8 protein-coding genes are annotated in these 12746 nt (G+C 66.7%); 4 read left to right on the top strand and 4 right to left on the bottom strand.

What is annotated here, in order from left to right; all coding sequences use genetic code 11:
• Window positions 1–58 precede the first annotated feature (58 nt).
• The 3 genes from ABE464_RS13350 (at window position 59) to ABE464_RS13340 (ending at window position 1462) form a co-directional block, all read left to right on the top strand.
• Window positions 59–556 (top strand): hypothetical protein, encoded by a 498-nt coding sequence (locus ABE464_RS13350; RefSeq protein ID WP_346472425.1) that lies wholly within the window; start codon window positions 59–61, stop codon window positions 554–556.
• 139 nt (window positions 557–695) lie between these two features.
• On the top strand, window positions 696–1163 hold the full coding sequence (locus ABE464_RS13345; RefSeq protein WP_346472360.1) for a hypothetical protein: 468 nt from the start codon (window positions 696–698) through the stop codon (window positions 1161–1163).
• Entirely contained in the window at window positions 1160–1462 is a 303-nt protein-coding gene (locus tag ABE464_RS13340; RefSeq protein ID WP_346472359.1) for a plasmid stabilization protein, read from the top strand. The genes ABE464_RS13345 and ABE464_RS13340 overlap by 4 nt, the downstream gene beginning before the upstream one ends.
• 8 nt (window positions 1463–1470) lie before the next feature.
• Here ABE464_RS13340 and hmgA read toward each other — a convergent pair whose 3' ends face one another.
• Both hmgA and hppD read right to left on the bottom strand, forming a co-directional pair.
• Window positions 1471–2772, bottom strand: a complete 1302-nt coding sequence (hmgA, locus tag ABE464_RS13335) for a homogentisate 1,2-dioxygenase (RefSeq protein WP_346472358.1) — start codon at window positions 2770–2772, stop codon at window positions 1471–1473.
• Window positions 2773–2892: 120 nt separating this feature from the next.
• On the bottom strand, window positions 2893–4008 hold the full coding sequence (gene hppD / locus ABE464_RS13330) for a 4-hydroxyphenylpyruvate dioxygenase (protein WP_346472357.1): 1116 nt from the start codon (window positions 4006–4008) through the stop codon (window positions 2893–2895).
• Between the two features lie 127 nt (window positions 4009–4135).
• Here hppD and ABE464_RS13325 point away from each other — a divergent pair, with 127 nt between their 5' ends.
• Window positions 4136–4624: a MarR family winged helix-turn-helix transcriptional regulator gene (locus ABE464_RS13325; RefSeq protein ID WP_259258821.1), complete on the top strand. Its 489-nt coding sequence runs from the start codon at window positions 4136–4138 to the stop codon at window positions 4622–4624.
• 31 nt (window positions 4625–4655) lie between these two features.
• Here ABE464_RS13325 and ABE464_RS13320 read toward each other — a convergent pair whose 3' ends face one another.
• Window positions 4656–5798, bottom strand: a complete 1143-nt coding sequence (locus tag ABE464_RS13320; protein ID WP_346472356.1) for a hypothetical protein — start codon at window positions 5796–5798, stop codon at window positions 4656–4658.
• 174 nt (window positions 5799–5972) lie between these two features.
• Window positions 5973–12113 carry an IPT/TIG domain-containing protein gene (locus ABE464_RS13315; protein WP_346472355.1) on the bottom strand — a complete coding sequence of 2047 codons (6141 nt, stop codon included), beginning with the start codon at window positions 12111–12113 and terminating at the stop codon, window positions 5973–5975.
• Between the last annotated feature and the right edge of the window lie 633 nt (window positions 12114–12746).

Raw genomic sequence — 12746 nt, 5'->3', positions numbered from 1 at the left:
CATCCGCGTTTCACCTGCCGCGTTCAGGCTCGGCCTGCACCGCATCGACCCCGCCCCCATGCAACCGCAGAAGACCGACCTCGCCCGCACCGCTTTGCAGGCCCACCGTGCGCCCTTGGACATGCGCCAGCGCCGGCTGTTGATCCTGTGCGACGGCCAGCGCGACCTGGTGCAGCTGGGCCAGCTGGTGGGCCCGGAAACCCCGGCGATGGTGATCCAGCTGATCCAGAGCGGGTATCTGGTGTTGAGTGCGGTGACACCGACCGCGGTGCCGGTGCCGGTGCCGGTGCCGATGACCGAACGCCGCCGATCGCTGGTGGCCGCCCGTATCTATCTGCTGGACATTCTGGAACTGCAGCGTCATCCGCAGGCGGCGGCGCTGTTCCACACCCTGCAGCAATCGCGCAGCGACGAGACGGTCATGGCCGCGCTGCAGGCCGCACTGGATGCGCTGCCGGGCCTGACCTCCACCGGCTACGCCGAGCGGGTGCGGCAGCGGTTGCTGGAGGTGCTGCCGAAGGAACATGCCGAGCGGTTCCAGATTTCGGTGGTTTGAGCCCGTATTGAGCGGATCGGGTTTCGATGAGGACATTGAATTGGACGCGGCGAGGGGCAACGCGCAGGGTGAAGGCCTGTCCGAGAGCGAGGTTTTACTAATGTATGATTCCCAAATAACAGTTAATTGGGAGTCGAGCATGGTCGATACGATCAAACTGGCGACTGCCCGGGAACTTGCCGCCGCTGGCAGCCTGCGAGACACCACGGTGACCGCGGAACCGGGTGGCTACGTCGTCACCTTCGCCTTGGAGAACAGCGACCGCGCCCTGGCGACCAAAGATGGGACGACCCGTCTGTTCTCCGGCGTCCAGGCAGCCGCGCGTGTCTTGGCCCAGTTGGGGATCACGCGCTATCGCGTTGACGCGACAGCGATTGCCGGAGCCGAGCCCTCGCGCCGGTTACGTCCGGATCGGTCACGCGCCCTGAAGCAGTTGCATGAAGACTCGGCCTATCTGGAACGCATCCGTGAAGCAGTGGCCGAGGCGCGCGCGGATTCACGGCCGGCACTGTCCCGCACCGATGCGCACCTGCACATGGCGGCGCTCAAGGCGCGACTCGGTGACGAATTGCAAACGGCATTGAAGCCCCCCTCGTCCACGAAATGACGGTTGCGTGGGGCAGGCTGGCCCTCGAGGATAGAACCCAGCTACTCATTGCAGCCTTTGAGCGCGCCGTGGCGCTGCCGGACCCGCACCTGTTCATCGCAGCCCTCGCACGCGACGATGCGATCGAGAACGAAGGAGATGCCTTGGATGGTGCGGCGGTGTATCGCGTCGATGCCATCAGAGGAACATTTCTGTATGCAACACGCGACGGCAGGTATCTGATCGCCTACCAACGCACGGGGAACGACGTTCACATTGACCGCGTGCTGCCGACCCGCCGCGGGTCGGACGGCGTCTAAGCGCCCGTTTACTCCGAAAAATTCGCCTTCAATCCCTGCCAGCACTGCTGGTACCCGCGCTGGCGATGCGCCGCGTCCATCGCCTGTGCGGTGGGGCGGATCACGCCGCGGGTTTCGAACATGAAGGCCATGGTGTCCTTGATCACGTCCGGCCTGCTCAGGTCGGCGGCGGAGGCCTTTTCGAAGGTGGCCGCGTCCGGGCCGTGCCCGCTCATGCAGTTGTGCAGCGAGGCGCCGCCGGGCACGAAGCCTTCGGCCTTCGCATCGTAGGCGCCGTGGATCAGGCCCATGAATTCGCTGGCGATGTTGCGGTGGAACCACGGCGGGCGGAAGGTGTTCTGCGCGACCAGCCAGCGCGGCGGGAAGATCGCAAAATCCATGTTGCTGGTGCCCGGCGTGTCACTGGGCGAATGCAGCACGAGGAAAATCGAGGGATCCGGATGGTCATGACTGATCGAGCCGATCGTGTTGAAGCGGCGCAGATCGTAGCGGTACGGCGCGTAGTTGCCGTGCCAGGCCACCACGTCCAGCGGCGAATGATCGATGTCCGCACGCCACAGCTGACCGGCGAACTTGGCGATCAGTTCGAACGCGCCGTCGATGTTCTCGAACGCCGCATGCGGGGTTTCGAAGTCGCGCGAGTTGGCCAAGCCGTTGGACCCGATCGGCCCCAGGTCGGGCAGCTTGAGCAGCGCGCCGAAGTTCTCGCAGACGTAGCCACGGGCATCGCCATCAGGCAGCTCGACACGGAAGCGCACGCCGCGCGGGATCACCGCGATCTGCTGCGGTTCGATCTCTATCACGCCCATTTCGGTGAGCAGACGCAGGCGGCCGAGCTGCGGAACGATCAGCAGCTCGCCATCGGCGTTGTAGAAATAGCGGCCCTGCATGTCGCGGTTGGCGGCATACAGGTGGATACCCACGCCATGGTGGGCGTCGGGCGAGCCGTTGCCCCCCATCGTGTACAGCCCGTCGATGAAATCGGTGGGCGTGGTGGGCAGCGGCAACGGATCCCAGCGCAGCTGATTGGGCGACACCGCGCCGTGCGCGAAATCGCCGTGTAGATGCGGCTGGGTAAAGGGGGTGAACTCACCGTGGGTCACCGCCGGGCGGATGCGGTACATCCAGCTGCGGCGGTTGCTGCCGCGCGGCGCGGTGAACGCGGTGCCGGACAGCTGTTCGGCGTACAGGCCATGGGCGACACGCTGCGGGGAGTTCTGCCCCACCGGCAGCGCACCGGGCACCGCCTCGGTGGCGAACTCGTTGCCGAAACCGGTCTGATAGCCGCGCGATGACATCGGGTTGTTCATGGTCCTGCTCCGCCGAAGGCGTGGATGGCAAGGGAATACAGCCGGTGGCACCCACGCGGACGCGGATGCCACCGTTGAAGCGTAACGCCGACGGGTGCCGGGCGCTTTACAGCAGGCGGCTTACAGCACGCCGCGCTTGATCTGATCGCGCTCGATGCTCTCGAACAGCGCGGTGAAGTTGCCTTCGCCGAAGCCTTCATTGCCCTTGCGCTGGATGATCTCGAAGAAGATCGGGCCGATGCAGTTGGTGGTGAAGATCTGCAGTAGCTTGCGCTGGTGGGTCTCCGGGTCGGCATCGATCAGGATCTTGTTCTTCGCCAGGCGGGCCACGTCTTCACCGTGGTTGGGCACGCGCATGTCGATCACGTCGAAGTACGTGTCCGGGGTATCGAGGAACTCCACGCCCTGGGCGCGCATCGCTTCCACGGTGTCGTAGATGTTTTCGGTGAAACAGGCGATGTGCTGGATGCCCTCGCCCTTGTAGGCATCGAGGTATTCGTTGATCTGGCTCTTCGGATCGGAGGATTCGTTGAGCGGGATGCGCACGATGCCGTCCGGGGCGGTCATCGCCTTGGACACCAGGCCGGTCTTGAGGCCCTTGATGTCGAAGTAGCGGATCTCGCGGAAGTTGAACAGGCGCTCGTAGTAGTCCGACCACTGCTGCATGTTGCCGAAGTACAGGTTGTGGGTCAGATGATCGATGAAGGTCAGCCCGAAGCCCTTCGGGCGCGGGTCCACGCCGTCGATCGGCGCGTAGTCGGTGTCGAACATGCTGCCGTTGGCGCCGTAGCGGTCAACCAGGTACAGCATGCAGTCGCCGATGCCCTTGATGATCGGGGCGGCAACCGCACGGGTTTCAGGCTTGAAGTCGATCGCTTCGGCGCCGTTGCCCAGCGCCATCTGGTAGACCTCGTCGCCCGGCTTCTTGAAGCGGATCGCGAAGCCGCAGGCGCAGGGGCCGTGCTTGTCGGCGAAGTCCGAGGCGAACGAGTCCGGCTCCTCATTGACCAGGAAGTTCACGTCGCCCTGGCGATAGACCGTGATCGCTCGCTGCTTGTGGCGCAGCACCGCGGTGAAGCCCATCTTGCGGAAATAGTCGTGCAGTTCCGCGCCACGGCCGGCCGGGGCGGCGAACTCGACGAACTCGAAACCATCGATGCCCATCGGGTTTTCGAAGGTGGTGACCTGCATGCCCGGATCGGGTGCGTAGGACGCGGTGCTCGTTTGGCTGGTCATGCTGTGGCTCCAAAGCAGTCCGCATCGGAAAAAACCAGGTGCGGTAGGAAGGCAGACCCGCGAGAATGCGGAGTCCGGAACGTAGGTTATAGTTTCACATGAAACCACCATCAAGGTGCACCGCAGCATGAGCCCGCCCGATCCCAGCAGTCACAGCATCCGCGCCTCGCACGCCCTGCTCGATCTGGAGCAGTTCCTGCCCTACCGGCTGAGCGTTCTGTCCAACCGCGTCAGCGGCAACATCGCCAAGCTGTACGGAGACCGTTATGGCCTGGCGATCCCCGAGTGGCGGGTGATCACGGTCCTGGCGCTGTACCCGGGCTCGTCGGCCAGCGAGGTGTCCGATCGCACGGCGATGGACAAGGTCGCGGTCAGCCGCGCCGTGGCCAGACTGCTCGAACGCGGCTTCATCAAGCGTGAAACCCATGGCGACGACCGCCGCCGCTCGGTGCTGGCGCTGTCGGCGGCCGGGTTCGAGGTGTACGAGACCATCGCCCCGCTGGTGATCGATATCACCCGCAAGCTGATGTCCGTGCTCAGCGAAGAAGAGGAGCAGCTGCTGGAAACGCTGATCCTGCGCCTGGCCGGGGAAGGCCTGCAGCGGATGGACGAGTAGCCAGCAACCGTTGGCCACTGGCCGACGCGGCTCAGCTCAGGTGTTTGCGCCGTGCATGCACCCAGGGCGCGGCCAGGGCGCCGATGGCGCCGGCGGCAAAGCCCAGCGAGGCGGCCACTGCGGCCGCCTCGATCGCGCCTGGCAGGGCCAGTGCAGCGACCACCAGCAGCAGTGACGGCAGGCCGATGAACACGGCCATGAAGTAGCGCCAGCGCGGTGACCAGGTCCCGACCTGGAGCAGGCTGACCGGCATCCACGTCTCTGCCGATGCGTCCTGCGCGACCTTGGCCGCGACCTTGGTCAGGTCCGCCTCCACCGGCCCCTTGCCGGTGCGCGCGGTGGCCAGCATCGCGGCCACCTCATCCACGGCCGGGAAGCTGGTCGGCCAGGTCTGCGGTGGGTTTACCCCGTAGGCGGTCAGCAGCGGCACGCTGATCCAGGGCGCCAGCAGCGGCCGTACCTTGCGGCGGTCGAGCACGCACCATAGCTGCGGCACGCCGTGCGCGACGACGCTGTAGAGCGCCAGCTGCGCGGCGGCCGGGTACGGCAGCATGTGCACCCGGGCGGCCATGCTGTCATAGCCCATCGCGCGCAGGAAGCCGGGGCGGGTGCGGCCCTCGTGTACCCACGCCAGGCCAAGCGCACCGACTAGGTAGGCCTCGGCCGGATCTTTCACGCCGGCACTGGCGCGATCATCGCTGGCCAGGAAGAACGCCAGCGATTTGGGCTCGGCGACGTCGTGCTGATCCCAACGCCCGGCATCGCCGAGCACATGCTTGAGCGGCAGGCGGGCCGGCGCGGTTTCGTCCTTGCCCGCGTTCTGCAGGAACGGCACCACGCTCAGCACGAAGCCCTGCAGGTCCACCCCTCGGATCCCACTACCCTGCCACTCGGCGGGAATCAGGCCGGGCAGCGTGCCCTGGCGCGCGAGTGCGTCCAGCTGCGCTTTCTGCTCGACCAGTTTCTGCACGGCCGCTTTGAGCAGTACGTTGTCCGGAACGGACACCATCGGCAGGCGGTAACGGATCGCGCCCGGTGCCGGAGTCTCCGCCTCGGCATCCAGCGCATCCGGCGCGGTCTGGTCGTCGAGCAGCACATCGACCGGCGGCAGGCTCACGCCGGCCGGCGCATCAAGGGAAACTTCGGTGGTGCTGTCGCTGGTGCCCGGCTGCATGCGTGGATTCCGTCGGTTGTCCGCCACGAACAGCGCGGCATGAGGTCCTTGGAGGTAACGGCAGACCAACGAAGAAGTTGAGCAGAAATAAACGCCTCGATCCCTGGTGGGATCGAGGCGCTCTTGTTCAACGAACTGCAGTGCGACCGTGGATCGGCCGTCATTGGGCGCCGGTCAGCGCGCCCCGGTCATCCCTGCCCGCGGCACAGCGGCAGACACACAACCGGCTGGCATGTCAGCGCACGCCGGCTGCGCCTGTGCCGCACCCAACAGGTCGTTGCCCTGAGGACGCGAGCGCACGGTGGGCGCGCTGCTGCGGCTCCCATAGCGCACCTGCAGCCCGATGCTGTTGCTGCGCAGCGTGTTGCGGCCCTGATCGTGACCGATCAGCAGCGAGAACATCCAGCCGCTGTCGAACTGCAGGTCCACGCCCGCGCCGACCGACAGGGTGTCGTCGTTGTAACTGTGCATGGCCAGCAGGTAATCGCGTGCAACCGGACGCTGGACGTAGTTCATCGCCACGTCGCTGCGATCATCCAGCGCGGTGCGGTATTCCAGGCTCCAGTACGGACGCCAGGTCACCCGGTCGGTCTTGAACGCGTGCGTTCCTTCCAGACCCACCGCCAGCGCGTTGCTCTCCACGTCCTGACGCCCGTAGCTCAGGTCGTATACCCCCAGGCCATGCTCGCGGTAGGGGTCCAGCTCGGCCTTGTGTCCGTCATAGCGGCCGTACGTGGTAAGCGTGGTTCCGGTGGCGGTGCGGTGTTCGTAACCGAAGGTGAGCGAGCCGAACAACTGGTCGCCGGCACGATTGCTGCGCGCCGATGCCGCAGCCAGCTCACTCCAGCGGTTCATGCTGAAGTCCAACTTGCCGGCTGCCAGCATTGCATCGATGAAGACGTGCTCGCCACTGCGCCACAGGCCGTAGACGGCCAGCGAGCGCTGGTCGGCGTCGGTAGTGGACGGGCTGCCATCGAACGAGGTGTCCTGGCGCCCCCAGCTGCCCGCCACACCCAGCAGCACGTTCTCGCCCAGCGCGCGATCCGCGCCGACCGTTATGCCACCGGTGTTGAAGTCGGCACTGGTGCGGCCCCGACCGACACTGCCAAAGCTCAGCGTACCGGCCGCCCACGTGCCCCAGCCCTGCGGCAGCGCCGGCGCCTCGAGCAGGCCATTGCCCACCGGCACCGACAGGCCCTGCTGACCGTTGCCGCCGGCATAGGCCAGCACCACGTTCATGCTGGACGCATTGGTACCGGTGCGTATCTGACGGAGGCGATCACGGATGTTGGCCTGCTGCACCTGGGCAAAGCGCACGGTGGAGTCCACCTGTGCCTGCAGGCTGCTGACCACCTGCTGGTCCTGGGTCGGGTCGGGACGACCGACGACCACCAGCTGCACCTGCACGCTTGCGGCGGCATAGCCGGCGCTGGCGGCCTGGGCCGCGGTGATCGTGGTGGTGCCCTCGCCCTGCAGCGTTACCGTGCGCCCGTTCAGGGTGGCCACCGCGGTGTTGGAGCTGCTGAAGGTGAACGCGCCAGGGCTGTTGCTCTGCGGTGCCTGCAGCTCGAACGCGTCTTCGCCGTACACCTTGGACAGGTTCTCCACCCAGGTGATCACCGGCGTGGCCGCCGCGACCACCACGTCCATGCGCACCTGCGGGGCTGCAGCGTACAGACCGTTGCCGGCCTGATCGGCGGTCAGCGCGCAGGTGCCGGCGGCGAGCATGGTGACCGTGCCACCCTGCACGCTGCACACCGACGGGCTGGCGCTGGCGAACAATACCGGCTGGCCGGACGCACCGCCGGCGGCGGACACGGTGAACGTGCCGCCCGGGCGGTACACCGGGGCGTCCGGGGTAGCAACGAAGGCAGCGATGGCCTGGGCTGCGGACTGCACCACGAAGGTATAAGCGCGGTTGCCGCCGAAGCCGTTGGCATCGGTTACCTGCACCTCGAAGGCGAACGTGCCCGCCTCGCTTGGCTCGCCGGATACGGCACCGGACTCGGACAACACCAGGCCCGTCGGCAGGCGCCCCGCACGCAGCGCGAAACGATACGGCGCGGTACCGCCGCTGGCGGACAACTGCTGGGTGTAGGACTGTGCACCGCCGGCATCGGGCAGCGTGGGCAGATCCAGCACCACCGACGGCGCGGCAATGACAAGGCTGTAGCTGCGGTTGGCCGTAAACGGGCCATCGCCGGTGCTGCTGTCGGTGACGGTCACGTCGAAGGCAAAGGTGCCAGCAACCGTGGCGCGGCCGGACAACGTGCCGTTGCCCTGCAGCGTAATGCCGGCCGGCAGCGCGCCGGCGGTTACTGCAAAGGTATACGGCTCGGCTCCCCCGGTGGCGTGCAGCGTCTGGCTGTAGGTGGCACTGGTACTGCCTTCGGCCAGCGTCGCCTGCGTCAGCGCAACGGCCGGCGGGGACACAGTGATGCTCACTTCGGCCGGCGCGGACGTACTGAACGCATCGCTTGCGCGGTAGCTGAAGCGGTCAGCACCGGCATAACCCGGATTGGGCGTGTACTGGATGCCGTTGCCGCTGATCACGGCGGTGCCATGGGCAGGCGCGGCGACCACCGCGACTGTGGCTGGCACACCGTTGATGACCAGTACGATCGGCGTGGCCGATGCACCGTAGGCGATCGTGGCGTTGACCGGGCCTACCACCAGCGCCGCGATCGGCGTGGCGGTATTGGACGGCGCCGAGCCCACGCTGGTACCGGCCGCATTGGTGGCGGTGACCGTGAAGGTGTACCCGGTGCCGGCGGTGAGGCCTGTCACCGTCAGCGGCGAGCCGCTACCGGTGACGGTGGCGCCACCTGGGTTCGCGGTCACGGTGTACTGAGTGATCGCGGCACCGCCGTCGCTGGGTGGGGCGCTGAAGGTGACCGTGACCGCACCGGTGCCGGAGAGCGTGGCAGTGCCGATGCTCGGGGCGCCCGGTACCGAGGCACTGATGGCAAGCGTGAGCGCGCTGCTGGTGGCGGTGAAGGCCGCGCTCGAGCTGTCGGTGATCTCGGCGGCAAAGGTGAAGCTGCCACTCTGGGTGGGGGTGCCGCTGAGCGAGCAATCCGCGTTGAGCTGCACACCGGCCGGCAGCGTGCCCGAGGCAGGCATCGCCGCACAGGTGTATGGCGCACGACCGCCGCTGACGCTGATCGCCGCTGCCGAGAGGGCAACGCCGTGCACGCCGTTGCCGGCAAGCGCTGCGGTCAGCGTCGGGTTGCCCAGCGTCAGGGTGACCGTTGCCGGCGGCGAGGTACCACCGCCGTTGCTGGCGGTGTACTGGAAGCTGTCATTCACCGCGCGATGGCCGACCGGTGCCACGTAGCTGACCTGGCCGGCAGCGTCGATGCTGACCGAGCCGCCCAGCGTGGTGACAGACGAGGTCACCGCGAAAGCCGTGGGCGAGTTGCTTGCCTGGCTGGCCAGGTTGAATACCAGCGGCAGGTTGCCGCCCGCGTTGTAGGGCACTTCGCTGGCATAGGTGAAGCTGCTGGCTACCGGCGCTGACAGGTAACGGTATTCGTTGCCCACCCCGTCCGCACTGACGCCACCGGCGGTGGTCACCCGCACGTTGACTGTGCCGGTGCCTGCCGGTGCTTCGGCACGGATCTGGGTGGCGCTGTCGACCGCGTAGCCAAGCGCAGCCTGGCCACCAAAGGTGACCGCGGTGGCGCCGGTGAAGCCGGTACCGGTGATCAACAGCGTGTTGCCCCCACCCGGTGGGCCCGCCGTCGGAGACACCGAAGTCACTGTTGGTGCGCTGACATAGGTGAACTGATCGGCGACGCTGGTCGCGCTGGTACCGCCACCCGTGGTCACGCGGATGTCCACCGTGCCGGTGCCGGCCGGTGCGGCCGCGGTGATCTGCGTGGCGCTGTTGACCGTATAACCGGTCGCTGCGGTCGCACCGAAGCTCACCGCCGTGGCGCCGCTGAAGTTGCTGCCGGTGATGGTGACGCTCGTACCGCCCGTGCCGGGCCCGGACGTCGGCGATACCGAAGTGATCGTTGGCACAGCGGCGTAGCTGTACTGATTCGCTGCGCTGGTCGCACTGGTGCCGCCGGCGGTGGTCACCCGCACGTTGACTGTGCCGGTGCCTGCCGGTGCTTCGGCACGGATCTGGGTGGCGCTGTCGACCGCGTAGCCAAGCGCAGCCTGGCCACCAAAGGTGACCGCGGTGGCGCCGGTGAAGCCGGTACCGGTGATCAACAGCGTGTTGCCCCCACCCGGTGGACCCGCCGTCGGCGACACCGAAGTCACTGTTGGTGCGCTGACATAGGTGAACTGATCGGCGACGCTGGTCGCGCTGGTCCCGCCACCCGTGGTCACGCGGATGTCCACCGTGCCGGTGCCGGCCGGTGCGGTCGCGGTGAGCTGCGTGGCGCTGTTGACCGTGTAACCGGTCGCTGCGGTCCCACCGAAGGTCACCGCCGTGGCGCCGCTGAAGTTGCTGCCGGTGATGGTGACGCTCGTGCCGCCCGTGCCGGGCCCGGACGTCGGCGATACCGCAGTGATCGTTGGCGCAGCGGCGTAGCTGTACTGATTCGCTGCGCTGGTCGCACTGGTGCCGCCGGCGGTGGTCACCCGCACGTTGACTGTGCCGGTGCCTGCCGGTGCTTCGGCACGGATCTGGGTGGCGCTGTCGACCGCGTAGCCAAGTGCGGCCTGGCCACCAAAAGTGACTGCAGTGGCGCCGGTGAAGCCGGTACCGGTGATCAGCAGCGTGTTGCCCCCACCCGGTGGGCCCGCCGTCGGAGACACCGAGGTCACTGTTGGTGCGCTGACATAGGTGAACTGATCGGCGAAGCTGGTCGCGCTGATGCCCGCGCTGGTGGCGACGCGCACATCCACCGTGCCGGTGCCGGCAGGTGCGGTCGCGGTGATCTGCGTGGCGCTGTTGACGATGAAGCCGGTTGCATGGGTGGCACCGAAGAACACCGACGTCGCGCCAGCCAGGTTGGCGCCGGTAATGACCACGGTGGTACCGCCAGCGGTAGGGCCGGATGTTGGCGACAGCGATGTCACGGTCGGCGCGGAGAGATAGGTGTACTGGTCGGCGACGCTGGTCGCACTGGTGCCACCGGCGGTGGTCACCCGCACGTCGACCGTGCCGGATCCGGCCGGGGCGGTCGCGGTGATCTGGGTGGCGCTGTTGACCGTGTAAGCGGTCGCTGCGGTCGCACCAAAGGTCACCGCATTGACGGCACCGAAGTCGGTACCGGTGATGATGACGGTGTTGCCTCCCGTGCCTGGACCGGACGCCGGCGACAGCGAGGTTACCGCGGGCGCGGGCACGTACGTGAACCGGTCTGCCACACTGGTCGCGCTGGTGCCACCGGTCGTGGTAACGCGGATGTCCACCGTGCTGGTGCCGGCAGGTGCGGTCGCGGTGATCTGGGTATTGCTGTTGACAGTGAAGCCAGTGGCCGACGTACCGCCAAAGGTCACCGCGGTGGTGCTGGCGAAGTTGCTGCCGGTGATGATCACCGTCGTGCCGCCCGTGGTCGGGCCGGCCGCCGGCGACACAGCGCTGACTACAGGCGCGGCGACATACGTGAACTGGTCCGCGGCGCTGATGGCACTGGTACCCGCGCTGGTGGCGACGCGCACATCCACCGTGCCGGTGCCTGCCGGGGCAGTCGCGGTGATCTGGGTAGCGCTGTTGACCGTATAACCGGTCGCTGCGGTCCCGCCGAAGGTCACCGCCGTGGCGCCGCTGAAGTTGCTGCCGGTGATGGTGACGGCCGTCCCGCCCGTGTTTGGCCCGGCCGATGGCGACACCGCAGTGACCGCAGGCGCAGCCGCCGTGGCTTGGCTGTTGCCCGCGAAGCCGTTGAGGGTCACCCCGAGCAGGTCCAAGCCCGTCATGCGGATCTCATCCACCTCCAGGGCGCTGAAAGACTGCACGCCGTAGAAGAAAGGCGTTATCTGCCGCTGCATTACCTCCGAGCCGCTGCGTAACAGGCTGACGGTAACATCAAAGTCTGGCCCGTAATCGCCATTGAACCCGAGCGTATTGAGCACGAACGGCGCGTTGTCCAACCGCCGGATGGTCATTTGGGTGACGGATCTATTGACCAGCAAGCCGGAGACGGGCTCCCAGACAAATGCATTGGTGGGAGCGGTGAAAACAAACACTTCCCCCCCCAGGGTCATCTGGAACGAGGCAACGCCAGCGCCGTTGGTATTGGCTGATACCCCCGATGGTGGGCTGCTGAAGCTCTCGTTGAACGACGCAGCGCGGGCCGTTGGCATCAGGATCCAGAACAGCAAGAGTGTCGAGGCGAGCCAGGTCCACGCCATGCGGCGCGATGTACCCGTGCGTCCTGCGTGCCCAGCATCCTCTGCGGCGACGATTCCCATGTGCAGCTCCATGTTCTGATCCTTGAGTACGCTTGCCGACACGCAAGCCAAGCCAGTGCGGCACGCCAGGCAACTGCCCGGATGCGATCGCACCTTGTTATCCCTGATAAAAAAAGCCCTGGCACCAGAGCGGGCCGCCCGGTCCTTCCCCCGCCTACATCGCCAGCGCAACCCTCGCCTGCCGGCGTGCCCGAAAAGGCACCCCGACTACAGGTAATAGCGGCTGGACGCGGCGGTTGCTTTAGCAACCGCTATGTTGCCGCAGTCCCACCTGCCGCTTTCCCGCGTCATTCCGTGAACACCAGCACGGAAATTTATTCACCAATATGAATCAGATGATGTCGAATCGTGATCCTGATGGATAGTCAGGATTTTCCGGACACGCCACTCCGGTGGAGCCGACCGTTGGTCGGCTGCTGCTGATCTACGGCGCACTATCGGCAGGGACACCGAAGGCCCCCCACTCCGACGCAAGCCGACCAGCGATCGGCTTCAACGGGATGCGACGCGTCACGTCGTCTGGCACGCAGCTGGCAGTAACGCAAAAAAAAGCCGCGGAATCCGCGGCTTTTT

Origin of the sequence: Stenotrophomonas sp. TWI587, assembly GCF_039674145.1 — a bacterium.
Taxonomy (GTDB): Bacteria; Pseudomonadota; Gammaproteobacteria; order Xanthomonadales; family Xanthomonadaceae; genus Stenotrophomonas; species Stenotrophomonas maltophilia_AY.
This window is presented reverse-complemented; position numbering and strand designations above follow the sequence as displayed.

Excerpts from the sequence above, each read along its gene's own strand:
- ABE464_RS13350 (WP_346472425.1), top strand. The coding sequence starts at position 59 with ATGCAACCGCAGAAGACCGACCTCGCCCGCACCGCTTTGCAGGCCCAC.
- ABE464_RS13345 (WP_346472360.1), top strand. The coding sequence starts at position 696 with ATGGTCGATACGATCAAACTGGCGACTGCCCGGGAACTTGCCGCCGCT.
- ABE464_RS13340 (WP_346472359.1), top strand. The coding sequence starts at position 1,160 with ATGACGGTTGCGTGGGGCAGGCTGGCCCTCGAGGATAGAACCCAGCTA.
- hmgA (WP_346472358.1), bottom strand. The coding sequence starts at position 2,772 with ATGAACAACCCGATGTCATCGCGCGGCTATCAGACCGGTTTCGGCAAC.
- hppD (WP_346472357.1), bottom strand. The coding sequence starts at position 4,008 with ATGACCAGCCAAACGAGCACCGCGTCCTACGCACCCGATCCGGGCATG.
- ABE464_RS13325 (WP_259258821.1), top strand. The coding sequence starts at position 4,136 with ATGAGCCCGCCCGATCCCAGCAGTCACAGCATCCGCGCCTCGCACGCC.
- ABE464_RS13320 (WP_346472356.1), bottom strand. The coding sequence starts at position 5,798 with ATGCAGCCGGGCACCAGCGACAGCACCACCGAAGTTTCCCTTGATGCG.
- ABE464_RS13315 (WP_346472355.1), bottom strand. The coding sequence starts at position 12,113 with ATGGCGTGGACCTGGCTCGCCTCGACACTCTTGCTGTTCTGGATCCTG.